16 protein-coding genes and 1 tRNA gene are annotated in these 25,764 nt (G+C 64.1%); 11 read left to right on the plus strand and 6 right to left on the minus strand.

Going from position 1 to position 25,764, the window contains the following annotated elements:
* Nucleotides 1-186 precede the first annotated feature (186 nt).
* The 3 genes from FJ951_RS15035 (at nt 187) to FJ951_RS15045 (ending at nt 11,821) form a co-directional block, all read left to right on the plus strand.
* The gene (locus tag FJ951_RS15035) at nt 187-8,763 is read left to right on the plus strand and encodes a glucoamylase family protein (protein WP_140515627.1); all 8,577 of its coding nucleotides are present in this window, start codon (nt 187-189) and stop codon (nt 8,761-8,763) included.
* 354 nt (nt 8,764-9,117) lie between these two features.
* Entirely contained in the window at nt 9,118-10,890 is a 1,773-nt protein-coding gene (locus FJ951_RS15040; RefSeq protein WP_140515629.1) for a glucan ABC transporter ATP-binding protein/ permease, read from the plus strand.
* 166 nt (nt 10,891-11,056) lie between these two features.
* Nucleotides 11,057-11,821: a heme ABC transporter permease gene (locus FJ951_RS15045; protein ID WP_140494131.1), complete on the plus strand. Its 765-nt coding sequence runs from the start codon at nt 11,057-11,059 to the stop codon at nt 11,819-11,821.
* A gap of 24 nt (nt 11,822-11,845) precedes the next feature.
* Here the strand turns inward: FJ951_RS15045 and FJ951_RS15050 are convergent, their stop codons facing one another.
* A complete protein-coding gene (locus FJ951_RS15050; RefSeq protein WP_181171754.1) occupies nt 11,846-12,904 on the minus strand; it encodes a D-TA family PLP-dependent enzyme in 1,059 nt (352 codons plus the stop codon).
* A 185-nt stretch (nt 12,905-13,089) separates the two neighbouring features.
* Between FJ951_RS15050 and FJ951_RS15055 the strand changes: the two genes are divergently transcribed.
* Nucleotides 13,090-13,776: a D-lyxose/D-mannose family sugar isomerase gene (locus tag FJ951_RS15055; protein WP_140515633.1), complete on the plus strand. Its 687-nt coding sequence runs from the start codon at nt 13,090-13,092 to the stop codon at nt 13,774-13,776.
* Between the two features lie 94 nt (nt 13,777-13,870).
* Here FJ951_RS15055 and FJ951_RS15060 read toward each other — a convergent pair whose 3' ends face one another.
* Both FJ951_RS15060 and FJ951_RS15065 read right to left on the minus strand, forming a co-directional pair.
* On the minus strand, nt 13,871-14,875 hold the full coding sequence (locus tag FJ951_RS15060; RefSeq protein WP_140515814.1) for a L,D-transpeptidase: 1,005 nt from the start codon (nt 14,873-14,875) through the stop codon (nt 13,871-13,873).
* Nucleotides 14,876-15,225: 350 nt separating this feature from the next.
* Nucleotides 15,226-15,720, minus strand: a complete 495-nt coding sequence (locus tag FJ951_RS15065; RefSeq protein WP_246671728.1) for a hypothetical protein — start codon at nt 15,718-15,720, stop codon at nt 15,226-15,228.
* Between the two features lie 245 nt (nt 15,721-15,965).
* Here FJ951_RS15065 and FJ951_RS15070 point away from each other — a divergent pair, with 245 nt between their 5' ends.
* Entirely contained in the window at nt 15,966-17,129 is a 1,164-nt protein-coding gene (locus tag FJ951_RS15070; RefSeq protein WP_140515635.1) for a helix-turn-helix domain-containing protein, read from the plus strand.
* Between the two features lie 38 nt (nt 17,130-17,167).
* Here FJ951_RS15070 and FJ951_RS15075 read toward each other — a convergent pair.
* A tRNA-Gln gene (locus FJ951_RS15075) sits at nt 17,168-17,241 on the minus strand.
* Between the two features lie 123 nt (nt 17,242-17,364).
* Entirely contained in the window at nt 17,365-18,297 is a 933-nt protein-coding gene (locus tag FJ951_RS15080; protein ID WP_140515637.1) for a lysylphosphatidylglycerol synthase domain-containing protein, read from the minus strand.
* A gap of 426 nt (nt 18,298-18,723) precedes the next feature.
* On the opposite strand from FJ951_RS15080, the gene FJ951_RS15085 reads away from it, so the two are divergent.
* Together FJ951_RS15085 and FJ951_RS15095 are read left to right on the plus strand one after the other, a co-directional pair.
* Nucleotides 18,724-20,073, plus strand: coding sequence for a Ppx/GppA phosphatase family protein (locus tag FJ951_RS15085; RefSeq protein ID WP_140515639.1), 1,350 nt, complete (start codon nt 18,724-18,726; stop codon nt 20,071-20,073).
* 343 nt (nt 20,074-20,416) lie between these two features.
* Nucleotides 20,417-21,214 (plus strand): RlmE family RNA methyltransferase, encoded by a 798-nt coding sequence (locus FJ951_RS15095; RefSeq protein ID WP_140494122.1) that lies wholly within the window; start codon nt 20,417-20,419, stop codon nt 21,212-21,214.
* Nucleotides 21,215-21,220: 6 nt separating this feature from the next.
* On the opposite strand, the gene FJ951_RS15100 is transcribed toward FJ951_RS15095, so the two are convergent.
* Nucleotides 21,221-22,642 carry an MFS transporter gene (locus FJ951_RS15100; RefSeq protein WP_140515641.1) on the minus strand — a complete coding sequence of 474 codons (1,422 nt, stop codon included), beginning with the start codon at nt 22,640-22,642 and terminating at the stop codon, nt 21,221-21,223.
* Between the two features lie 209 nt (nt 22,643-22,851).
* Here FJ951_RS15100 and FJ951_RS15105 point away from each other — a divergent pair, with 209 nt between their 5' ends.
* From FJ951_RS15105 to FJ951_RS15120, 4 genes are all read left to right on the plus strand, one after another.
* Nucleotides 22,852-23,097 (plus strand): type II toxin-antitoxin system prevent-host-death family antitoxin, encoded by a 246-nt coding sequence (locus tag FJ951_RS15105; protein ID WP_140515643.1) that lies wholly within the window; start codon nt 22,852-22,854, stop codon nt 23,095-23,097.
* Complete coding sequence (locus FJ951_RS15110; protein WP_140515645.1) at nt 23,094-23,543, plus strand: PIN domain-containing protein; 450 nt, start codon at nt 23,094-23,096, stop codon at nt 23,541-23,543. Before FJ951_RS15105 ends, FJ951_RS15110 begins: the two co-directional genes overlap by 4 nt.
* Before the next feature lie 137 nt (nt 23,544-23,680).
* Nucleotides 23,681-25,183: an IMP dehydrogenase gene (guaB, locus tag FJ951_RS15115; RefSeq protein WP_140494114.1), complete on the plus strand. Its 1,503-nt coding sequence runs from the start codon at nt 23,681-23,683 to the stop codon at nt 25,181-25,183.
* 106 nt (nt 25,184-25,289) lie between these two features.
* Entirely contained in the window at nt 25,290-25,763 is a 474-nt protein-coding gene (locus FJ951_RS15120) for a hypothetical protein (protein WP_348642798.1), read from the plus strand.
* The last annotated feature ends 1 nt before the right edge of the window (nt 25,764 follow it).

Below are 25,764 nucleotides of genomic sequence, written 5' to 3' on the forward strand. Positions count from 1 at the left end.
TTCCGTCGATCGGTCTCGGCGGGAGTGACGGGCGTTCGTCTTTGAAACTGTCGAAAGACGATGCCTTGTCGTGGTGCGGAAACAATTTTCGGCAAAAGCTGGGCATGCAACCAATTGCATTTGAATCGGTTTTAGGGCCATTGCCGTGGCGGTGACGCCGCTGAGTGCCCGCTTACGGAATTTTCAATGAATATTCAGACGAATCCAGCACAAATCGAAAAGACTAGCGCGAGCTTCCCGCCCATCACGGAAGAACCGATAAGATCCATTTTCCTGCCGGAGGAACGCCTTCGGCTGCTCGGTGAAAGCCTGGCCAAGGGCGATCTCGCGGATCTGTTCGGCCTGACACCGTTCGATTTCCAGGCCCGCATCCGCGACAGCGCCAAGAAGATCCTCGAGGTCTACCGTTCGACCAACGCCGCGCAGGCGAGGGGCGAGACCATCACGCCCGCGGCGCAATGGCTGCTCGACAACAACTATCTGGTCGAGGAAACCATTTTCCAGGTCAAGCGCGACCTGCCGCGCCGCTTCTATCGTCAACTGCCGACGCTGAAGCTGCCGGACGGCGGCGGCGTGCCGCGCGCGCTGGCGCTGGCCTGGACTTATGTGGCGCATTCCGACAGTTCCGTCTCCGCGACCATGTTCAAGGCCATCGTCCAGGGCTTCCAGTCGGTCGAGCCGCTGAAGATCGGCGAACTCTGGGCGCTGCCGTCGCTGTTGCGCTTCGTTCTGATCGAAAATCTTCGCCGCCTTGCGGTCAGGGTCAACCGCACCCGGCAGATGCGCCAGATCGCCAATGATGTCGCGGACAAGGTGCTGGCGACCGACGATACCCGCGACCGGCAAGCGATCCTGGCCAATTTCAGCGCGCACGCCCAGGACACCACCTTTGCCACGCAACTGCTCTACCGCTTGCGCGACGGCTCGCAGAATGCAGGCAAGGCGCTGGAGTGGCTGGAAGGCGAACTCGAGAAGACCGGCTCGGACGCCGAGGAAATCATCATTTCCGAGCATCATACGCTGTCCAGCGGCAATGTGACGACCGGCAACATCATACGCGGCCTGCGTCTCATCAACGATATCGACTGGACGGTGTGGTTCGAGGGCGTCAGCCGTATCGACACGGTGCTGCGCGAGCGCACCGACTTCGCCGCGCTCGATTTCTTCTCGCGTGACCAGTACCGGACCGCGATCGAAGAGCTGGCCCGCCGCTCGAATCTGTCGGAATATCGCGTCGCCGAAAAGGCGATCGAACTGGCCGGCCAGATCACCAACGAAATTGCATCCGCCGCCGACGGCGCAGATGGCCTTGCGGCTCCTTTAGCGCACACGGATGTCGGTTTTTTCCTTGTCGGGCCACGCCGGCTGGAGCTGGAAAAGGCGATCGGCTACCGACCGACCGTCAGTCAGACCGTCAAGCGCACCTTTGCCAAGACCGGATGGCTGGGCATCGTCCTGCCGGTCTTTGCGCTGACCGTGCTGCTGCTGGTGGTTTCCGGCAATGCCCTTGCCAATCTCGGCCTGTCTGTGCCTTCGATCGTCTTGATGCTAGCGCTGTTTGCCGTGCCGGCCAGCGAAGGCGCGCTCGCTTTCTTCAATACCGTTGTCTCGCTGTTCCTCAAGCCGACGCGCCTTATCGGCTATGACTACAGGCACGGCGTGCCGTCCGAGGCACGCACGCTGGTGGTGGTGCCGTCGCTGATCGGCTCGCGCGACGATGTCGAGGAAAACATCCGCAACATCGAGGTGCATTACCTCGCCAATCTGGCGGACGAGATCCACTTCGCCCTGCTGTCGGACTGGCCCGACAGCAAGACCGAGATCGACGCAGCCGACACCGAGATTCTCGAATTCGCCCGTGACGAGATCGCCCGCCTCAACGCCCGCTATCCCGCCGAAGGCGCGCCGCGCTTCTATCTCCTGCACCGGCGCCGGCTCTATAATGCCGCGCAGGGATGCTGGATGGGCTGGGAGCGCAAGCGCGGCAAGCTGCACGAGCTTGACCTGCTGCTGCGCGGCGACAGCGACACCACCTTCCTGCCGCTCGATGTGCCGCTGCCGGAAAAAGTCGTTCACGTAATGACGCTCGACGCCGACACGCGCACCACCCGCGACGCGGTCGCTACGCTTGTCGGCAAGCTTTGCCACCCGCTCAACCGACCGCATTTCGATGCCACCAGGCGCGTCGTCACCTCGGGCTACACGATCCTGCAGCCACGTATCACCGCTTCGCTGACCAGCGGCGACGAGGCATCGTTCTTCCAACGGGTCTTCTCGGCCAATCGCGGCCTCGATCCTTATGTCTTTGCGGTGTCCGACCTGTACCAGGACGTCTTCGGCGACGGCTCCTTCACCGGCAAGGGCCTCTACCACGTCGATGCCTTCGAGGCCGCGTTACAGGGCCGCATCGAGGAAAACACCATCCTCAGCCACGATCTGCTCGAAGGCGCGCTGGCGCGTTCGGCGCTCGTCACCGACGTCGAACTGGTCGAGGATTACCCGACCCGCTACTCGGTCGATGCCTCGCGCCACCACCGCTGGGCACGCGGCGACTGGCAGCTCCTGGGCTTCATCCTCGATCCGCGCTCCGGCGTGCCGGCGCTGTCGCGTTGGAAGATGGTCGACAATCTGCGCCGCTCGCTGACGCCGATCTTCTGGGTGATGGCGGCGATCGCCGGCTGGACGCTGCTGCCCTTCACGCAGGCAGCACAATGGCAGGCATTGCTGATCCTCAGCCTGTTCATGGCGCCCACTTTCGACGTCGTCAACGCCATACTGCCCAAGAGCGGTGACCAGACGCCGCGCGGCCATTTCTCCGCGCTGGCGCGCGACGTGGCCTTCGGCACCGCCATGGTGGCATTGAAGATCGTGCTGATGGCGCATAACGCCTGGATGATGGGCGACGCCATCGTGCGCACGCTCTACCGGCTGTTCGTCTCCCGGCAGAACCTGCTGGAATGGCGCACCGCCTCGCAGGCGCACAAGGCCGGCGACAACGATGTCGGCTCCTACTACGGCATGATGTACGGCGCCGTGATCGTCGGCTTCGTCGGCCTCGCCATTCCGGTGCTGGCCGATTCCACCGGCGCCTTCGTCGCCTTTTTCTTCGCTCTGTTCTGGATCGGCTCCCCGGCGATCGCAAGCTGGATCAGCCGCTCGGCCGAGACCGAGGACCGGCTGCGCATCTCGCAGGCCGACATCCATGCGCTGCGCACCGTGGCGCGCCGCACCTGGCACTATTTCGAAACCTTCGTCACGGCGGAGCATCATCACCTGCCGCCGGACAATTTCCAGGAGAGCCCGGCGCCGGTGGTCGCGCCGCGCACCTCCCCGACCAATATCGGCGTCTATCTCCTGTCGGTCGTCTCGGCTCGCGATTTCGGCTGGATCAGCCTGTCCGACGCCATCACCCGCATCGATGCCACCATGACGACCATCGAGAGCATGCCGCGCAACCGCGGCCATCTCTTCAACTGGTACGACACCACCACACTGAAGCCGCTCTATCCGCTCTACATCTCGGCTGTCGACAGCGGCAATCTCGCCGGCCATCTGGTGGCGGTGGCGGCGGCCTGCGCCGAATGGGCCGAGGCGCCGTCCGTTCATCTCCAGGGCGATTTCGAGGGCATCCTCGACACAGTGACCATCCTCGGCGAGAGCCTGGATGAGCTGCCCGACGACCGCCGTCAGCTGCGGCCGCTGCGCCAGCGCCTTGCCGACCGCCTCGACGGCATGCGGCGCGCCGTCGACACCATCAAGGCGCAGCCGGAAATGGCCTCGATCCGCACCATCAATTTGGCTGTGCTGGCCGGCGAGATCCGCAAGCTCGCCACCGCCATCCACACCGAGGCGGCATCGCCACAGAGCGATGTCATCGTCGACTGGGCGGCCAGGCTCGAAGCGACCTGCGAGGCGCATGTCCACGACGCCCACAGCGACGACAACGCGGTCGAGGCGCTGCGGGCCAAGCTGCTCACCCTGCGCGAGCGCACGCGCCGCTTCGCCTTCGAGATGGAGTTCTCGTTCCTGATGCGGCCGGAGCGCAAGCTGCTGTCGATCGGCTACCGGGTCGAGGAGCACCAGCTCGACGAGAGCTGCTACGATCTTCTGGCCTCCGAGGCGCGGCTGACCAGCCTGTTCGCCATCGCAAAGGGCGACCTGCCGACTGAGCACTGGTTCCGGCTTGGCCGGCCGATCGTCGAGATCGGCTTCCAGGGCGCGCTGATGTCCTGGTCCGGCTCGATGTTCGAGTATCTGATGCCGCCGCTGGTGATGAAGGAACCGCAAGGTTCGATTCTCAACCAGACCAGCAAGCTGATCATCAAGCGCCAGATCCAGTATGGCCGTCAGAAGAATGTGCCCTGGGGCATTTCGGAAGCGGCCTACAATGCCCGCGACCGCGAGCTGACCTACCAGTACACCAATTTCGGCGTGCCCGGTCTCGGGCTGAAGCGCGGTCTTGGCCAGAACACCGTGATCGCGCCTTACGCCACCGTGCTGGCCGCGCAGTTCAACCCGCGTGAAGCGGTGCAGAACCTCGCGCGCCTGCGGGAACTCGGCGCGCTTGGCCGCCATGGTTACTACGACGCCGTCGATTTCACGCCGCAGCGCGTGCCGGAAGGCACCGATCACGTCGTCGTACAGAACTACATGGCCCACCATTCCGGCATGTCGATCGCGGCGGTCGCCGACGCCATTTTCGAGGGTCGCCTGCGCGACCGTTTCCACAGCGATCCGGTCATCGAGTCGGCCGAACTTCTGCTCCAGGAGAGGGCGCCGCGCGACATCCCGACCGCGACCGTCAGGACCGAGGCGGACGAACGGGCGAAGGACGAGACCGAAACCGAGAGTCCCGACACCCGCATCGTGCTCGATCCTGTGCGGGCGCTGCGTTCGACCAACGTGATGTCGAACGGCCGCTATTCGGTGATGGTCACCGCGACAGGCTCCGGCTACAGCCGGTGGGGCGACCTGTCCGTCACGCGCTGGCAGCCGGATCCGACCGAGGACCGGCTTGGCTCCTACATCTTCTTGCGCGACGCAGGCAGCGGCGACTGGTGGTCGGCGACGGCGGAGCCGAAGCGCGCGGCCGAGGAGCGCACCCAGACGCTGTTCTCCGACGACAAGGCGAGCTTCGTCAAACTGGTCGGCACGCTGCGCTCCGAGGTCGAATGCATCGTCATCTCGGAAGGCAATGGCGAAGGCCGCCGCGTGACGCTGTTCAACGAGGGACCGACCGACCGTCACATCGAAGTGACCTCCTTCGCCGAGCTGGTGCTGGGCCTGGAGGTATCCGACAATGCCCATCCCGCCTTCTCGAAAATGTTCGTGGAGACCGAAATTGCCCCCAACAATGGGGCGATCTTCGCCACGCGGCGCAAGCGCGAGACCAGCGAGCCAGACGTGACGATGGTGCATTTCGTCACCGACCCGTCCGGTCCGGCGCGCGACGCCGAAGCCGAGACCGACAGGCGCGCCTTTATCGGCCGTGGCCGCACCATCGTCGACGCTGCGGCTTTCGATCCGGGCGCCCGGCTTGGCGGCCATTCCGGCTTTACCCTCGATCCGGTCGCTTCGCTGCGCCGCCAGGTGCGCGTGCCCGCCAACAAGAAGATATCGCTGACCTTCTGGACCGTCGTCGGTTCCAACCGCGCGGAGCTGGAGGAGGCCATTGCCCGGCTCGACCACCCGGAGAGCTTTGCCCGCCAGGCCATGCTCGCCTGGACGCGCAGCCAGGTGCAGACCCGGCATCTCGGCCTCAGCCTGGCCGACGCCGCCAACGTACAGAAGCTGGCGCGCTACCTGATCTATCCGGATCCATTCCTGCGCCTGCCGGCAGAATCCATCGCTTCGGGACTGGGCAAGCAGTCGAGCCTGTGGCCGACCAGCATCTCGGGCGATTTCCCGATCTTCCTGGTCAGGATCGGCGACGTCGCCGATCTCGAAATCGTCGCGCAGGCACTGCGTTTCCAGGAATACATGCGCACCCGTGGCATGATGATCGATTTCGTCGTCGTCAACGAACAGGCCTCCTCCTATGTGCAGGACCTGCAGCGGGCGGTCGAATCCCTATGCGAGAACAGCCGTTTGCGCGGCAAGGAGCTCGGACCGCGCCAGCACATATTCGCCGTGCGCCGCGACCTGATGGACGAGACCACCTACAAGACGCTGCTTGCGGTTGCCCGCGTGGTTCTGCACACGCGCAACGGCACCATCTTCGATCAGATCGAGCGGGCCGAAGTGGCGGCCTTGCAGGCGCGCGATGCCCAGCAGCCGGCGGCATTGCCTGAATTGGCGTCTATGACACATTCCTTTGGCTCGCAGGCCCTGGCGGCGGACGGGCACGGGCTCAGCCAATGGAACGGGTTCGGTGGTTTCGAGGGCGACGGGCGGCATTATGTCGTGCGCCTGGCCGGCCGCAGCACCACGCCCCAGCCCTGGATCAATGTTATTTCCAACGCCTCGTTCGGCTTCCACGTCTCCGCCGAAGGCGCTGCCTTCACCTGGAGCCGCAACAGCCGCGACTACCAGCTGACGCCGTGGTCGAACGATCCGGTTTCGAACCGGCCCGGTGAGGGCATCTATATCTATGATCACGCCAGTGGCCGGGCATTCTCGCCGCTCGCCGCCGTGGTGCGCGATCCGTCGATGACTTACGAGACGTGGCACGGCCAAGGGTTCTCCACCTTCCGGTCGAAGCGCGGCTCATTGTCGATGGACCTCACCCATGTCGTCGACCCGGTCGACCCGGTGAAGATTTCCCGCCTGCGCATCCAGAATGCCGGCCCGACGCCGGCCAGGCTGCGCGTCTATGCCTATGCCGAATGGGTGCTGGGCGGACATCGCTCGCGCACGGCGGCGACCATCGTTCCGTCGCGCGATGCCGCCACCGGCGCCTTGCTGGCACAGAACCCCTACGGGCTCGATTTCGGGGAGCGCGTCGCCTTCCTCGCCGCCGATGACGGCGTGCATTCGGTGACAGCAGACCGGACTGAATTCCTGGGCCGGCACGGCACCAGCGAGTTTCCGCAGGCGGTGCTGAGCGGCGCGGGACTGTCAGGCCGCGTGGAGGCCGGCGACGATCCCTGCGCTGCAATCGCCCGCGACATCGATGTTCCGGCCGGCGGCGACGTCACGCTGTTCTGGCTGCTCGGGGACGCTGGCTCGGCCGCGGAAGCGAGCGCCCTGGTGCGCAAGCATCGGGGTAGGGATTTCGACCAGCGTCTGGCCGACAACGAGCGCGAGTGGCGCGGCTTCCTCGACACCATCCAGGTCGAAACGCCGGACAAGGCGCTCGACGCCATGGTCAACCACTGGCTGCCCTACCAAAGCCTCGCCTGCCGCATCCGCGCCCGCTCTGCCTTCTATCAGGCCAGCGGCGCCTTCGGCTTCCGCGACCAGTTGCAGGACACGCTGGCTCTGCTGGCGCACGATCCCAAACTGGCGCGAGACCAGATCCTCAACGCGGCGCGTCGGCAGTTCCCTGAAGGCGACGTGCAGCATTGGTGGCTGCCGCGCACCGGGGCGGGCGTGCGTACGCTGATCTCCGACGACGTAGTCTGGCTCGCCCATGCCACCGCGCGCTACCTGCTGGTGACGGGTGACGCCACCATCCTGAAGGAGCAGCTGCCCTTCATCGATGGACAGCCGCTCGGCGAGGGCGAGCACGATGCTTTCTTCACGCCCGAAATTTCGAAAAAGACGGCGTCCCTCTACGAGCATTGCGCGCGTGCGCTCGATCTTGCCATTACGCGCAGCAGTCCCGCCGGGCTGCCGCTGATCCTCGGCGGCGACTGGAACGACGGCATGAACCGCGTCGGCGAGCAAGGCAAGGGCGAGAGCGTCTGGCTCGGATGGTTCCTGCTGCGGACGCTGGGCGACTTCGCCGCCGTGGCCAAGACCGAGGGTGATGCCAAGCACGCGCAGGCCTGGGCAAAGCATGCCGACGCGCTGAAACGCGCGCTGGAGAGCACGGCGTGGGACGGCGAATGGTATCGGCGCGGCAGTTTTGACGATGGCACGCCGCTCGGTTCGCGCTCATCCCAGGAGTGCAGGATCGACTCCATCGCCCAGTCCTGGAGCGTGCTCTCGGGCGAGGGCGATCCGGCGCGTTCGACGACGGCGATGCAGCAGGCGACCAAGCTGCTCGTCGACGACGAACTCAAGATCCTCAAGCTGTTCACGCCGCCCTTTTCGAAGACGAAGAAGGACCCGGGATACATCAAGAGCTACCCGCCGGGCGTTCGCGAGAATGGCGGCCAGTATACTCATGCCGCCACCTGGTTCGTCATCGCGCTGGCCGAAATGGGGCTGAACGACGAAGCCTATCGCTGCTTCTCGATGCTGAACCCGGTCAACCACGCATTGGACGAGGCCTCGGCAGAGCGCTACCGCGTCGAGCCCTACGTGGTTGCGGCCGATATCTACGCCGGCGACGGCAATGCCAGCGACAACAAGGGCGGCCGCGGTGGCTGGACGTGGTACACGGGCTCGGCGGGCTGGCTGTACCGGGCGGCGGTCGAAGGCATTCTCGGCATCGAGCGGCGTGGAAAGCAGATCACGTTTAGGCCGAAACTGCCCAGCCATTGGGATGGCTACGCCGCCACGCTCAAAATGCTGGGGGCCGAAGTCACGGTGCGTGTCGTCCGCGACAAAAAGACCAAGTCGATCTCGCTTGAAGTTGATGGTTCGAAGACGAAATCCGCGTCTTTCCAACCGAAGGCTGGTAGCAAGGTCGAAGTTGTCGTGAAGATACCGTCATAAAATCAACAGCTTCAACCCTGTCCCGCGCATCCTCCGGAATGCGCGGGATAGTCTTTTGTCTATTTGCAGATCTCCGCTTGGGCAGCCGGCGGATCCGGTCGGGCCATGCCGGGCAAGATCGCCGTGATTAAAAATGTGGCAGCGCTCAGCGGCTGCCATGATTTTGCCGCAAGGCTGACATTTCACCTTTTATCTCAACCCGTTAGGTGATCACGTGAGATTTCGCATCGTCGTCATCTTTTGTTCGCTAAACGGGAACGGAAGGGATAGACGGGCATTGTTTTGCGACGCGTTAACCGATACGTGTCAAGAAATGGTGCGGTGCACAATAAATGTTTTGGCGGAGTAGCTGAAGTGTCCCTTCTGCAAATCTACTGGCGAGCGCTCGGTTATTTGGCAGCTGACAGGAAACGCGTGGCGCTGATCTGCTCAGCCAATGTCGCGCTGGCCATCATCGCCATCCTGGAGCCGATCATGTTCGGTCGCGTGATCGACGCGATTTCCGCACACGGCTCCGTCTTTTCGACGCTCGCCCTCTGGGCCGGCCTCGGCGCCTTCAACATCATCGCGTTCGTTCTTGTGGCGCGCGGCGCCGACCGCTTCGCCCACGCCCGGCGCAGCGAAGTGCTCTGCGACTCCTTCGAGCGCGTCATCACCATGCCGCTCGCCTGGCATCATCAGCGCGGCACGTCCAATTCCCTGCACACGCTGCTGCGTGCCGTGGAGACCTTGTTTAGTCTCTGGCTCGAATTCATGCGCCAGCATCTGTCCACGGCCGTCGCGTTGTTCCTGCTGATCCCGACCGCGCTCAGCATGGACGTGCGCATGTCGATGGTGCTGCTGGCTCTCGGCGTGCTCTATGTCGGCATCGGCCGGCTGGTGATGAAGCGGACCAAGGCAGGCCAGGCCGCCGTGGAGCGCCACTATCACACCGTATTCGCCCATGTGACGGACTCGGTCAGCAACGTCGCCGTTTTGCAGAGCTACAACCGCCTCGGCCATGAGGCCGATACGCTGCGCCGCTACGTCAAGAACCTGCTCGATGCGCAGAACCCTGTGCTCGACTGGTGGGCCATGGCCAATGCGCTGCATCGCCTGTCGTCGACGATTTCGATGATGGTGGTGCTTTTGATCGGCGCCTATCTGGTCACCCACGGCCAGCTGCGCATCGGCGACGTCATCGCCTTCACCGGTTTTGCAACGCTGCTGATCGCACGTCTCGACCAGATGTCGGCATTCGCCAACCAGATTTCGGAGGCCCGCGCCAAGCTCGAGGATTTCTACCATCTCGAGGACTCGGCGGCCGACGCCGCCGAACCGGACGGGCTGCGCGATCTCACTAACGTCACCGGCCATGTCCGCTTCGAGAATGTCGGCTTCGAATTCGCCAATTCGGGGCAGGGCATCCACGACGTCTCCTTCGAGGTCCAGGCGGGCCAGACCGTAGCCATCGTTGGGCCGACCGGCGCCGGCAAGACCACGCTCATCAATCTGTTGCAGCGCGTCTTCTCGCCGTCCACCGGCCGTATCCTGATCGACGGCATCGACACCCGCACCGTGACTCGCAAGTCGCTGCGCCATTCGATCGCCACCGTGTTCCAGGATGCGGGCCTGCTCAACCGCTCGATCGAGGAAAACATCCGCGTCGGCCGCTCCGATGCGACCAACGACGAGATCCATGCCGCCGCCAACGCGGCTGCCGCACAGGACTTCATCCTGGCCAAGAGCAATGGCTACGACACGGTAGTCGGCGAACGCGGCGGCCAGTTGTCTGGCGGCGAGCGCCAGCGCATCGCCATTGCCCGCGCCGTGTTGAAGGATGCTCCGATCCTGGTGCTGGATGAGGCGACCAGCGCCCTCGACGTCGAGACAGAAGACCGCGTCAAGGAAGCGATCGACGAATTGCGCCGCGACCGCACCACCTTCATCATCGCCCACCGCCTGACTACCGTCCGCGACGCCGATCTGGTCGTGTTCATGGACAAGGGCAGGGTGGTCGAAATGGGTGGCTTCGCCGAGCTGTCGCTGCGCAACGGCCGTTTCGCCAGCCTGCTGCGCGCCGGCGGCCTGCTCAACGACGAAGAGGTCCGCCGCCTCAGCCGCTCGATACAGGGCGAGGCCGCCTGAGCGGGTTCTTTTACCTCCCCCCGTGGGAGGTCGGACCGAAGGTCCGGTCGGGGAGCGCCGCCGTCCTCACCCCGCTGCTTCGCAGCAACCCCCCCAAGGGGAGGTGACAAGGCCTGCGACACTCCCTCGATTGCCCCAGACGCATAGCCGGGCTATTTAAAGCGGCATGAGCGACAGCACTTCACGCCTGAGCGGCTGGACCGATCTTGCCAACCCGACACGGTTCGTGGCGCTTGCCGACCGGGTGGTGCCGTGGCTCGCGACGATTGCGGCGCTGACCCTTGCCGCCGGCCTCTATATGAGCTTCACCGCGCCCGAGGACTTCCAGCAAGGTATCACCGTCCGCATCATGTACATCCATGTGCCTTTCGCCTGGTTGGCCATGATGTGCTACATGCTGATGGCGCTCTCGGCGCTCGGCACATTGGTCTGGCGCCATCCGCTGGCCGATGTCGCACTGAAATCGGCGGCCCCCATAGGTGCCGTCTTCACCGCGCTGGCGCTGGTCACCGGTTCGATCTGGGGCAAGCCGATGTGGGGCACCTGGTGGGTGTGGGACGCGCGGCTGACTTCGGTTTTCGTGCTGTTCCTGATGTATCTCGGCATCATCGCGCTGACCCGCGCGCTCGATGATGCCGGCCGCGCCGCCTGGGCCGCCGCCATCATCACGCTGGTCGGCTTCATCAACATCCCGATCATAAAATTCTCGGTCGATTGGTGGAACACGCTGCATCAGCCGGCCTCGGTGTTCCGCATGGGCGGATCGACCATCGACCCCTCGATGCTATGGCCGCTGCTGGTGATGGCCATCGGCTTCACGGTGCTGTTCTTCGCGCTGCACCTGATGGCGATGCGTACCGAAATCCACCGGCGGCGGGTGATTGCGATGCGCAGGGTCGCGGCCCGGCAGGCTGAGCGTCAGCCGGCTTGAATCACCCGCGCCTGGCCAAAGAAGTCATCCCATCCGCCCACGTGCGGCCACCGGCAGGGTTTCCAGCACCGTCTCGCCGTCGATCAAATTGACCTCATTGAACAGGTTGGTGACGACGCAGCAATGGTCGGGCACCACGCGCACGCGCTCGCCGATGCGAAGCTTGCCATCGCCTGAGAGCGTGACCGTGCCGTGTTCCTCGCTCAGGCCCGTCACCCGCGCTCCCGCAACGCCGAGCAACTCGCCGAAATCGGCGAGCCCCAGCGTATCGCTCGACAGCGCCTTGCTGCCGGCGTCGAGGATGGCACGCGTCCGCGTCGGATGGCTGACCACGGTCGACAGCACGCTCAGCGCGCAATCGTCGAGGCTGCCGACGCCCTTGGCGACCTGGTAGCGGTCGAGATAGATGTAGGTGCCGGGGCGGTATTCCGTGACGACGCTGTCTTCGCCCGAGCGCCACATGTCGGGCGTGCCGCCGCTGGAGATGCGCGCGCAGGCGAGACCGCAGGCGGCCAGCGCCTGCCTGGCGCCGGCGAGCCAGGCCTCGGCCTCCGCCGCACGGCCCGCGGCCGGATAGGTCATCAGCCCGCCGAAGACGAGGCCCTTGGCCGTGTCGATCTGTCTTGCCAGCCCAACCGCTTCACCAGCCGTCTGCACGCCGCAACGCCCCATGCCGGTGTCGCATTCGACCAGGACCGGCAGGGGATTGCCGGCATCGGTGAAGGTGGCGGCCAGCCCGTCGATCGTCTCCACGCTGTCCGCCGTCACCGACAGGGTTACGCGCATGTGCAGCGCCTTCAGCCGCTCCAGCTTGGCGCGGCCAAGAATGTTGTAGGGGAGAAAAATGTCGGTCAGCCCGGCATCGGCCATCACCTCGGCCTCCCCGATCTTCTGGCAGGTGATGCCGACCGCGCCCGCCGCCACCTGCTTCTTCGCCCAATAGGGCAGCTTATGCGTCTTGATGTGCGGCCTGAGCTTCAACCCGTGGCGGTCGGCATGCGCTTGCGCGCGGGCAATATTGGCTTCGGCGCGCGCTGCGTCGATCAGGATCGATGGCGTATCGAGGTCGTGAATGGTCGGCATCATCTGTCACCCTGTGGAATCCGCAGCGGTTATGGCCTTGAAACCGCCTTATGTCACGCGGCCAGCCGAGCGGACCCGTGGTTCCATGCGGCCACGCCGCAAGCCGGGGCGGGCAATACGGATCGACACCGCATCGGCGTTGGGCTATGCGACTTATCGGAAAAGTCGACACGAGGACCACGATCATGAAACGCTCCGCCATCAACGACATCATCCGCGAAGCCGACGCTTTCATCCGATCGTTCGGCTACATCATGCCGCCCTTCGCCTACTGGTCGCCGGAAGAGATGAAGGCGCGCCAGATCGATTCTTCGGCCATCTTCACCTCGCGGCTCGGCTGGGACATCACCGATTACGGCCAGGAAAAATTCAAGGAGCTCGGCCTGTTCCTGTTCACAGTGCGCAACGGCCGCTACGAGGATATGAAGAAGGGCATGGGCATGCTCTATGCCGAGAAGATCATGATCTCGCGCAAGGACCAGTTGTCGCCGATGCACCGCCACAACATCAAAGCCGAGGACATCATCAACCGTGGCGGCGGCAAGCTGGTGCTGGAACTGTTCATGCACGATCGCGACGGCGGCATCGATCCCAAGGCCGAGGTGTCGGTGCCTGTCGACGGCACCATCCACCGGTTGCCGGCGGGCGGGCTGCTGAAGCTTGATCCGGGCCAGAGCGTCACGCTGCTGCCCGGCGTCTGGCATGCCTTCTGGGCCGAAGGCAAGGACGTACTGATCGGCGAGGTGTCGACCGTCAATGACGATCTCACCGACAATGTATTTCGCGAGCCGATCGGTCGCTTCTCCAACATCGACGAGGACGTCGCCCCGCTGCACCTGCTGGTGTCCGACTATGAGAAGTGGCTGGGGTAACTTCGCAGTAAACTGAGGCGCCGGCCGGCTAACGGCCAAGGCCGGCAGCGCCTCAATGGCAGCAGCCAAGTGAAAGTGAGTCCCCCGGTTGCCTCTACGGCGATCCCTGGTCGATCGATCCCACCGCTTCGCCGGTGAAGATGACCTTCGTGCCCTCGTGCACTTCGGAGGCGAGATCTTCGGCGTCCCAATTGGTCAGCCTGATGCAGCCATGCGAGAAGGTTTTCCCGATCTTGCTCGGGTCCGGAGTCCCGTGAATGCCGTAACTTTCGATGGACAAATCAATCCACACCGATCCCACCGGATTGTTTGGCCCGGCGGCGATCGTGAAGGGGCGCTTGGTCCTGACCCCCTTGAAGGCGAAGTCGGGATCGTAGTGATAGGTCGGGTTGTGCACCACGCGTTTGACCTCTGCCTGGCCGCTCGGCGCCGGCTTCTCCTGGCTGCCGATCGAGGCGGGGTACACCGCAAGCACTTTGCCGGACGGGTCGAGCAGGCGAAGCTGGCGCGCGCCCTTGTCGACCTCGACCTCAGCAACACCCGCGGGCGGATCGCCTCGGGTGACGGCAGGCACCAGCACCTTTTGCCCGGCCTTCCTGAAGCCGACGCCAGGGTTGAGCCGTTGAAGCAACTGTTGGCTGACGTGGAAGCGCTCCGCTATTTTTTCCGCCGCGTTGTGGTAGCCGAGCCTGCGCAAGCGGGCCATTTTCTCCATGCGCGCCGGAATTCGCCTGGTAAACGGTCCGCGCACATCCTTGCGCGTCAGCTCGTACGTCTCGAGCGCCGGGCTCGGGGAGGTCGCGACCAGCTTGTCCCAGGTCTGGCGGGTGAGCTTACCATCGGCGGGCAGCCCGTTGGCCGCCTGAAACGCCCGGACCGCCTTGGCGAAGTTCTCTGCTGCGCGGCCGTCGATCAGGCCCGGCGAGAAGCGCGCGCGATCCAGAAGGATCTGTGCCTTCAGCACGGTCGCACTGACGCCTTTTGCTTCGCTGTCGTCGAATTGCACGTTGTTGACGGCTGCGACGTCCAGCTTTGCCGCCGCCGATACGTCACATGCCATGGCGAGCACGACAGCCGCGACGAGAAGGAGCCTGGTCATCGACGTCACACTCCTGCATGAGCACCTGCTTCTATGACGTTGCAGGGCCGATCTGGTTCCATTCCCCCCTGCATTTGAGCCGCGATCACCGACCGCCAGTATGAGGAATACGGATCGGGACGTCCGGCGGTCGCGCGGATGCATGTGATGATAGACTTAACGGCAAGAACTCGGCGCCGGCTGCACGCTCGTCCTGCACAGGCATGACGAGCTGATTGGTACATCCGTCTTGGCCAACCTTGCTTGCAGCGCCGGCAACGCCTCGCTTCGCCGCGCCGTGTCAGGCATTCCACCAGCCCGTGCAGCGCCTATGGCAACGCCGGGCTCACACGCACCGGTGTCGAACGCCATTAACTGCCAGGCCTGGCCTTGCTTTGTTTGCGGGCATAGACGACGCATGCGTCGACGGCGCTGACACACAGCCCATCGCGGCGGTTTGGAAGGTTGTTATCGCCCGCATAGGCGACCTCAGCCACACGGCCATCGACGATGCGAACCTGTGTGTTGCAATAACCTCCCGGAGCGACATTCAACGACCCGCCGACGGAAGGGATGGGGCCTACCGCGAAGGTAGGAAGCACGACATTGACATTGCCCCGCTGCACCGCGCGCTCGTAGCTCCAGATTTGCCCCGATGCTCCTTCGTCGGCGGTGGCGGTGGGGAATCCCGCACACATTCGCAGATCCGCTTCGCTGAGGCCGACCATTTCCTTTTGGGCGGCAGCCGTTGTGGGATCCTCTTTCGCAAGCTTGGACGTATCGTCGGGAACGACGCAGGACCAGAGCGCGCCCGTGCCGGTGAGAAGAAACAGGATAGCCGGTAGTCGAATCCCGCGAGACGCCAAAACCGCTCTCCGATCTGCTGGATTGTTCGCCCGCCCTTCACCGAGGTAAGAGGCCGCCCCGATATTTCAACCCGTGATGATCGGGCTGCCTGTTCGATCGCGAGACGGCGGATCAGGCTGGTTGGTCTGGTGCGGACGGTGGGATGCCCTTCCCGAGAGATGGGTGACAGTTCATTCCGGATAGATGGGTTACACTTTCGGCCCTTTGCAAGGAGAGCAAGGTGCCTTGGAAGGAGTGTAACGTCATGGAAGAGCGGCTGAAGTTCGTCGCCCGGCTGCTGGACGGTGAGAAGATGGCCGTGCTTTGCCGAGAGTTCGATATCTCGCGCAAGACCGGCTACAAGATCCTCGCGCGCTACAACGGTAGCGGCCTGGAGGGGCTGACGGATCGATCGCGTCGGCCCTATCGCCACGCCAATCAGCTTCCGTTTCAAATCGAGAAGCTGATTGTGCGCCTCAAGCAAGACAAGCCGACATGGGGCACGCCGAAGATACGCGAGCGGCTGGCCCGGCTGTATCCGGATGTGCACCGGCCGGCGATCTCGACGGTGCACGCCGTGCTCGATCGCCACGGCCTGGTCGAGCACCGCAAGCGCAGGCGAAACCGGGCGACGGGGACATCGCTTTCAAACGGCTGTCGCCCCAACGATCTGTGGTGTGCCGACTACAAGGGCGAGTTCATGCTCGCCGATCGGCGCTATTGCTATCCGTTGACGATCACCGACTTTGCCAGCCGCTATCTCATCGCCTGCGAGGCGCTCTCGACCACCAAGGAAGCCTATGCCTTCACCGTGTTCGAAAGCGTTTTCAAAGAGTTCGGCCTCCCCAGCGCGATCAGGACCGACAATGGCGTTCCCTTCGCCAGCCCCAATGCGCTGTTCAACCTCAGCAAGCTGTCGGTCTGGTGGCTGCGCCTGGGCATCGACATCGAGCGCATCAAGCCGGGCTGCCCGCAGCAGAACGGGCGTCATGAGCGCATGCACCTCACCCTGAAGAAGGAAACCACCAAACCGGCTGGTGCCAATTTCCTTCAACAGCAGGCCAGGTTCGATGACTTCATCGATGAGTTCAACTCAGAACGCCCGCACCAGGCGCTCGACATGGACTACCCGGCGGAGCGCTACGCGCCCTCAACGCGTCCCTATGCCGGCCTACCAGACCTCGACTATCCGTTTCACGACAAGGCCGTCACCGTCACCACCTGCGGCCGCATCTGCTATAACAGAAAGAAGATCAACCTCAGCCTTGTCTTTGCCGGCCAGATCGTCGGCATCAAACAGGTCGAGGACCATATCTGGCTGGCTAGCTTCATGGACTACGATTTGGGATATTTCGATGATGAGACATGCAGGCTCGAACCACTCCAAAACCCCTTCGGGCCAAAAGTGTTACCCATGTCTCCGGTATAAACCGTAACCTATGTGTCCGGAACGGACCCGAGTGAAGCTGGCTGGGGAACCTGGATTCGAACCAGGACTAACGGAGTCAGAGTCCGTGGGTCTACCGTTAACCTATTCCCCAGCAGGCGAGGTCATGAACCGCGCGGGCCGAGCGGGCGAACCGCTGTGAGCGCTGCCTTGTAGCCGCCAGCAGAAAATAGTCAAGCCTGCCGGTGTTTCAATTGTGATGTTTCGGCGCGGCTTTTCAATTGCCTGTCCGCCCGAACTGCGAGCGCTCGAAATAGAGCACGATGCCCAGGCCCAGAAACAGCGGGACGATGAGATAAAACAGCCGGAATACCAGCAGGGCCGCCAGCACGCCCACGGGGTCCATGTCGGAGAGCCCGGCCAGGAACACCACCTCGAACACGCCCAGCCCACCCGGCGCGTGCGAGATCTGCGCGATCGAGAAGGAGACGAGGAACACGCCGAGCACCACGAAATAGCCGGGGTTATGGGTCCCGGGGAGGGCAAAGAAGATGATCGCGGCTGCCGCCAGGAGTTCGATCGGGCCGATCAGCAATTGTCGCGCCACGATCGGCAGGGCCGGATAGTGAATCTGAAAGCTGCCGATCTTCAGCGGCCGCAGATGCAGCCAGCTGCCGAAGATATAGGCGGCGACGACGGCAAGCATGACGATGCCCGCAGCCCGCGACAGGCCGTGATGGGCTATGCCGGAGAAGCGGTCGATGATCTGCGGTTCGAGCACCAGAACGAGGCCGGAGGCAAGTACCGTCGACAGCACGAAGGTAATCCAGCAGATCGCCACCAGCACGCCGACGTCCTGTCCGCTCAATCCCCTCGTGCCATAGGCGCGATAACGGATGACGGCGCCCGAAAACACCGAGCCGCCGATATTATGCGACAGCGCGTAGGTGGTGAAGGAGCACAGCGTCACGAACAGCCACGACACGCGTTTGCCGATATGCAGGAGCGCGATGTGGTCGTAGCCGGCGAGCGAGGCATAGGCGACAACCGAGCTCAGCCCCGCGAGGATCCAGCCGCGTGCCGGGATCGCCGCAATACCGTCCCAGACATCGTCCAGCGAAATGCCGCGCAATTCGTGCCAGAGCAGCAGGAGCGAGAAAATCACCGCCCCGATGCCGACGACCGGCCAGAAATAGCGTCTCCAGTTCATTGCCTGACTGCCATGCGTTGCGGGCCCGTTGCCTTCGCTGTCATTGCGGGAAAGCGGTCGGCGATTCCGATCGCTTTGCCCCCTCTATTTCAGAGATGCCTCATCGAAGCCGGCTATTCAACCGCCGGCCCTTGCCGCCATGGCAAGCCGCAATCGTTATCGTCGTCGAGAGGCGGAAAATCGACAGCCGAGCGGGAATATCGGCCCGGCCATGCGACCGTCTCCGCATGCATTTGTGCTGAAAGTCGCTGTTTACCCCCACTTTGCGTAAGACGCGGCAGCAGGCGGATTGCGGACAGCCGGCAAAATTCGTGCCATGCGGCACTTGGTGATCCGGGCCGGCGCTGCTAGTCTGGCGGCAACTTGAAACAAAGAAGCGCCTGCTGCGTCCGTTCGCCGGTTCGCGCGGCGCCGGAAGGAACGACAGTGGAAGACCGCGACACCGGCGCCGGCGCGCCGGAGGTGGGCGCGTCCAGCGCTTCCCCGGGGCCGGCAGGCCCGGGGACCGCCAAATGGCAGCAACGCCGCCCGACGGAGCCACGCTCCGCCGACGGGCAGGCGAGCGACGCGAACCACCATCAAAAGGGCAAGGCCAAGAAAAGGCGCAAACGCCGGCGCGGGCGCAAGGTTTTTGCGCGCGACGATATCCGTCCCGCGGCGAACGGGGCGCCGACGGCACGCGCCGCCGCGGCTGGCGCGGCGCTTGCAGGCATAGCCACACCGCCCATCGCGGTGGCTCGGCCCGAATCGGGGGCTCGTCGGCCGCCGATGCCAGAATTGCCGGTCTTCGCCGCGCTCGATCTCGGCACCAACAATTGCCGGCTGCTGGTCGCCGTGCCGGCGCGTCATGGCCAGTTTCGCGTCATCGACGCCTTTTCGCGCATCGTGCGACTGGGCGAGGGGCTCACGACCAGCGGCCGCCTCGGCCAACCGGCGATGGACCGCGCGGTCGAGGCCCTGAAGGTCTGCGGCGAGAAACTGCGCAACCGCAAGATCAGGAAGGCGCGGCTGATCGCCACCGAGGCCTGCCGCTCGGCGGCGAACGGCGTCGAGTTCCTGGAGCGCGTCGAGCGCGAGGCCGGCCTCAAGCTCGAAATTATCGACCGACAGACCGAAGCCCGGCTCGCGGTGTCCGGCTGCGGTTCGCTGGTCGAGCGCGACACGCAGGGCGTCGTGCTGTTCGACATCGGCGGCGGCTCCTCCGAAATCGCGCTGATCGATCTCACCGGCCGCCGCTCACCGCGACTCGCCAACCATATCGTGTCGTGGACGTCGCTGCCGGTCGGCGTCGTCTCGCTGGCCGAGCGTTTCGGCGGCCGCACGGTGACGCGCGAGATTTTTGGCGCCATGGTCGACGACGTCGCCGCCCGGCTCGCCGCCTTCGATGGCCGCGATCGGCTTAGCCACCTCAAGGCCAGCCCGAAATTTCATCTGCTGGGCACTTCCGGAACGGTGACGACGCTGGCCGGCGTCCATCTCGATCTCGAGCGCTACGACCGCCGCCGCGTCGACGGCCTGTGGATGGACAGGGACAGCGTCGACCGCATGGTGGAAAAACTTGTCGGCTGGGATTTCCAGCAGCGTGTCGCCAATCCCTGCATCGGCGCGGACCGCGCCGACCTGGTGCTGGCCGGCTGCGCCATCCTGGAAGCGATCCGCGCCGTGTGGCCGTCGGAGCGGCTGCGCGTTGCCGACCGCGGCCTGCGCGAGGGCATATTGAGCGAGCTGATGGCCGATGACGGCGTCTGGCGCAACGATGGGCGCGGCAGAACATGATCCCGAACCGCAGGACCGCATCAGCGAAAAGTGGCGACCGGTTTTCGCGAACAAACGGTTCCGTTTGTCCAGAAGTCACGCTCGGGCAACCAGGCGGAAGCGTTGCTCCGGTGAACAGTCGACCCCCACTCCGTCGAGCCTCGCTCGACACCTCTCCCCCGATCGACGGGGGAGAGGAATGGCGCGAGCTAGCCAATCTTGGCGCCCTTCCTCTCCCTCCGGAGGGGGGAGAGGTGGCGCTGCGGAGCAGCGACGGAGTGGGGGAAGCCGTTTGCCAAACGCGCTGCCGCCGAAAAACGGCCACAACCCGGCAAGCGAGAAAACTCAGACAAGAAGTCAACCAATGACCAAGAAACCGGAAAAGCCGGGCTCGGCCGGCATTCGCGTGCTGAAGACGCGGATCAAGAAGAAAAGCGGGCTGAAGGAATCGTCGCGCCGCTGGCTGCAGCGCCACATCAACGATCCCTACGTCCAGCGCTCCAAGGCTGACGGCTACCGCTCGCGCGCGGCCTACAAGCTGATCGAGATCGACGACAAGCACCATCTGCTGAAACCCGGCATGAAGGTGATCGACCTCGGTGCGGCCCCCGGCGGCTGGTGCCAGGTCGCGGCCGCGCGGACCAAATCGACCGCGGAAAATCCGCATGTCGTAGGCATCGACTATCTCGAGATGGATGCGGTGCCCGGCGCGCCGGTGCTGTTGATGGATTTCCTCGATCCCGAGGCGCCGCGGAAGCTGGCCGAGGCGCTTGGCGGCGATCCCGATGTCGTGCTGTCCGACATGGCGGCGCCCACCACCGGCCACAAGCGGACCGACCACATCCGCACCATGCATCTGTGCGAGGTGGCCGCCGATTTCGCGCTGTCGGTGCTGAAGCCGGGCGGCCACTTCCTGGCCAAGACGTTCCAGGGCGGCGCCGAAAACGAGCTGCTCTCGATGCTGAAGAAGAATTTCCGGTCCGTCCACCACGTCAAGCCGCCTGCGTCGCGCGATGAGTCGGTGGAGCTGTATCTACTGGCGAAGGATTTCAAAGGGCGAGAATCCGGTCCGCCATCAGGCGGATCGGAACGTCCAGTGGATGTCTCGAAGAACTTGAGCGCACGGAGCCATGGCGAAGGGCCGGCGGACGGCGACGGCTGAACCGTCTCACTCCCCCGGCGACCTCAGCGGTTCCAGCGGCTTGGGCATGGTCAGGCGGCCGTGGCCCGATACGGCGTTGCCGGCATCGGGCGCCAGCCGCATGAACGACAGCGATGCGGCGGCGGAAATTGCCGCGACGATGAAGAAGGCGGTATGGAAGTCCGGCAATGTCAACGGGCCGCCGTGGATACCCGTCGATACTTCCAGGATGCCGCCGGCAACCGCCACGCCCAGCGCGATCGACAGTTGCTGGAACACGGCGGCGATCGGTGTTGCCTTGCTCGTGTCCTCGGCTGAAACCTCGGCGTAGGCGAGGGCGTTGATGCCGGTAAAGAACATCGAGCGGATGAAGCCGCCCACCAGCAGCATGGCCAGCATCAAGAGATAGGGCGTATCGGGCGTGAACAGGCCGTTGACGGCGATCGACGCGGCGGCCACCAGCGAGCCGACGATCAGCACGCGACGAAAGCCGACGACGCGGAAGATCAGCGCTGTGACGAATTTCATGCCGATGGCGCCGATCGCGGAGACGAAGGTAATCATGCCGGACTGGAACGGCGTCAGCCCGAAACCGATCTGGAACATCAGCGGCAGCAGGAACGGCACGGCGCCGATGCCGATGCGGAAAAGTCCGCCGCCAAGCACGGAGGAGCGGAATACCTGGTTGCGGAACAAGTCGAGCGCCAGCAGGGGGTTCCTGGCACGGCGCGCATGCATGAGGTAGAGAGCGCCCGACACCAGCCCGACGCCCACGGTGATGAAGCCGGTCGCCGGCGGCAGATAGGGCAAGCTGATCACTGACAGGCCGAACACGACGCCGGACGCCGCCAGCCCGCTCAGCACGAAGCCGACGAAATCGAGCGGCGGCGTCTCCATCGATTCGGTTTCCGGCAGGAAGCGGGTGGCCAGCCAGATGCCGATCAGGCCGATCGGCACATTGATCAGGAAGATCCAGTGCCAGGTGAAGTAGGTGGTGATGAAGCCGCCGATCGGCGGTCCGACCAGCGGGCCCACCAATGCCGGCACGGTCAGCCAGGACATCGCCGCGACAAGTTCGCTCTTGGGCGTGGCGCGCACCAGCACCAGGCGCCCGACCGGCGTCATCATGGCGCCGCCTATGCCTTGCAGGAAACGCGACACCACGAAGGCCGGCAGCGAGCCCGAAACGGCGCAGGCGACCGAACCGACGATGAACACCGCGATCGCGGCGCGGAAAACGTTCTTGGCGCCGAAGCGATCCGCCATCCAGCCGCTGATGGGAATGAAGATCGCCAGCGACACAAGATAGGAGGTCAACGCCAGCTTGAGCGCGATCGGGCTGGTGTGGATGTCGAGGGCGATCGCCGGCAGCGATGTGGCGATGACGGTCGAATCCATGTTTTCCATGAAAAGAGCGACCGCCAATATGAGCGGAATGGTTCGGTTCAAAGGAACGCGTCCGGGCTTGATTCCAGATGTTGCCGACCGGGAGTTTGCCGGCAGGCAGGGCGGTTATCACGGCTGGACACCAATGTCGTGTTAAATTGCTGTCACTTTTATGCGACCGCAACCTCCGGTGGCGGCTGCGATACGCGATTGCTTGCAAAAAGCGGACACTATCCCTATTGTAGTGAAAATAACTACAGGACGTTATGATCATGGAAGAGGCCGTTTCGGCAGCCGATGCCAATCGCAGATTTTCTCGCATCCTGCGTGAGGTACGCGAGGGCCAGAGCTACGTCGTGACAAGCCATGGTCGGCCGGTGGCACGGATCGTGCCTGCGGAGAGGCACGAGGGTGTGGCCTCCCGCTCGCGCGCGGCATTGCTGTCGCGACTCGAACGGCAGCCGGTTGCCGATGCAGGACGCTGGACCCGCGATGAGCTCTACGGGGATGACCTGTGAGGGTCGCGCTCGACACCAACATTCTTGCCTACGCAGAGGGCGTTAACAACGTAGACAAACGCGACCACGTTCTCGAACTGCTGCGCAAGGTTCCACAAGACGCTGCCATTGTTCCGGTTCAGGTGCTGGGTGAACTGTTCAATGTCCTCGTCCGCAAAGCCGGAAGGTCGCGCCAGGAGGCTCGGGATGCGCTGCTTAGCTGGCGCGACGCGTTCCCGGTTGCTGGGACGACGCCGGAGGTGATGACGATGGCTGTCGATCTTGCGGCGGACCATCGCTTCGGCATCTGGGATGCCGTCATTCTTTCGGCTGCATCCCAAACGGGTTGCCGGCTGCTTCTGTCGGAAGACCTGCAGGACGGCTTCACCTGGGGCGGTGTAACCGTCGTCAACCCCTTTGCATCGCCGCGTCACGCTTTGCTGGATGCTTTCCTTGGTTCGCAATAGAAGCTGAAGCGTCCGCAACGATCGGCTTTTCTTCCGTGCCGGGACGTGGTACCAGCCACCGCCAATCCTGAAAGGGAAGAAGAGAGTCGCGCTGTCCATCCCGGTCCAGCGCTTTTCCCGCATTCAAAGGGCTGGCCATGGCAAAAATCATCGAAACGTCCACCGGCGCGCTGGCGCTGACCTTTGACGACGTGCTTTTGCAGCCCGGCCATTCCGAAGTCATGCCCGGCCAGACCGACATCCGCACGCGGATTGCCGGCGACATCGACCTCAACGTGCCGATCCTGTCGGCGGCCATGGATACCGTCACGGAGGCAAGGCTTGCCATCGCCATGGCGCAGGCCGGCGGCATCGGCGTCATCCACCGCAATTTCTCGCCGGCCGAGCAGGCCGAGCAGGTGCGGCAGGTGAAGAAATTCGAATCCGGCATGGTGGTCAACCCGGTCACCATCGGTCCCGACGCGACGCTGGCCGACGCGTTGTCGCTGATGCGCACCTACTCGATCTCGGGTATTCCGGTTGTCGAGAATGGCGGCTCCGGCGGGCACAAGAGCGGACGGCTGGTCGGCATCCTGACCAATCGCGACGTGCGCTTCGCCTCCGATCCGGCGCAGAAAGTCTATGAATTGATGACCCGTGAGAACCTGATCACGGTCAAGGAGAATGTCGACCAGGACGAGGCCAAGCGGCTTCTGCATCAGCACCGCATCGAAAAGCTCGTCGTCGTCGACAAGCAGGGCAATTGCGTCGGCCTGATCACCGTCAAGGACATCGAGAAATCGCAGCTCAACCCGCACGCCACCAAGGACGCGCAGGGGCGTCTGCGCGCCGCGGCCGCCACCAGCGTCGGCGACGACGGTTTCGAGCGCGCCGAGCGCCTGATCGAGGCGGGCGTCGACCTTCTGGTCATCGACACCGCGCACGGCCATTCGCAGCGTGTCCTCGATGCCGTCACGCGGGCGAAAAAACTCTCCAATTCGGTGCGCATCCTGGCCGGCAACGTCGCCACCGCCGAGGGCACCCAGGCGCTGATCGATGCCGGCGCCGATGCCGTCAAGGTCGGCATCGGCCCCGGCTCCATCTGCACCACCCGCATCGTCGCCGGCGTCGGCGTGCCGCAGCTGTCGGCCATCATGTCGGCGGTGGAAACTGCGCACAAATCGGGCGCCTCGGTGATCGCCGATGGCGGCATCAAATATTCCGGCGATCTGGCCAAGGCGCTTGCCGCCGGCGCCAGTGCCGCCATGATCGGCTCGCTGCTTGCCGGCACCGACGAAAGCCCGGGCGAGGTCTATCTGCACCAGGGCCGCTCCTTCAAGGCCTATCGCGGCATGGGTTCGGTCGGCGCCATGGCGCGCGGCTCGGCCGACCGATACTTCCAGGCGGAGGTTCGCGACACGCTGAAACTGGTGCCGGAAGGCATCGAGGGGCAGGTCCCCTACAAAGGACCTGTGTCTGGCGTGCTGCACCAGCTTGCAGGCGGCCTGAAAGCCGCTATGGGTTATGTTGGTGGCCGCGACCTTGCCGATTTCCGCGAACGCGCCACCTTTGTGCGCATATCCAACGCCGGACTTCGTGAAAGCCACGCCCATGACGTCACGATCACCCGCGAAAGCCCCAACTATCCCGGCGGAGCCTGATCGGCCCGACCAGTACACGTTCTGGCGCAATTTGGCCGCGACCATCTTGCGGCTATCGCGCCACGCTGCCGCCCTTTGCACCGCATCGGTGGCGGTTTTCATCGCCATGACGCTCATGGAGTTCTTCTATTTCCGCCAGTTAAGCGGCGGTTTGCCGTCGCTCGACATGCGCGTTTTTGGCTTCACGCCGGACGAAGGCATGGCCTGGCTGACGGCGCTCGGCCGGCGCGGCGGCGAGATCATCCTGGTCTGGCACTATCTGACCTTCGATCTCCTGTTCCCCACGCTGTTGTCGGTGACGCTGGTCAGCCTGATCCTGGCAACGGGAAGGCGGTTGAGGAATTTCCGCGTGCTTCCGGGCCAGATACAATCGATTTTCGCACTGATCCTGGTGCTGCCCTACACGATCGCCAACTACGCCCAGAACATCGCCGTGGCTCGCCTTCTGTCGGATTTCCTGTCGGCCAATCCCGATTCCCTGGCTCTCGCCTCGGCGCTGATCGTCACCAAATTCGCGCTGCTCGCAATTCCGGTGATCGTCATCGCCGTCTTCTGGCTGGCGGGTCAGAAACAGAATTGAT

Origin of the sequence: Mesorhizobium sp. B2-2-3 (genome assembly GCF_006442405.1) — a bacterium.
Lineage (GTDB): Bacteria > Pseudomonadota > Alphaproteobacteria > Rhizobiales > Rhizobiaceae > Mesorhizobium.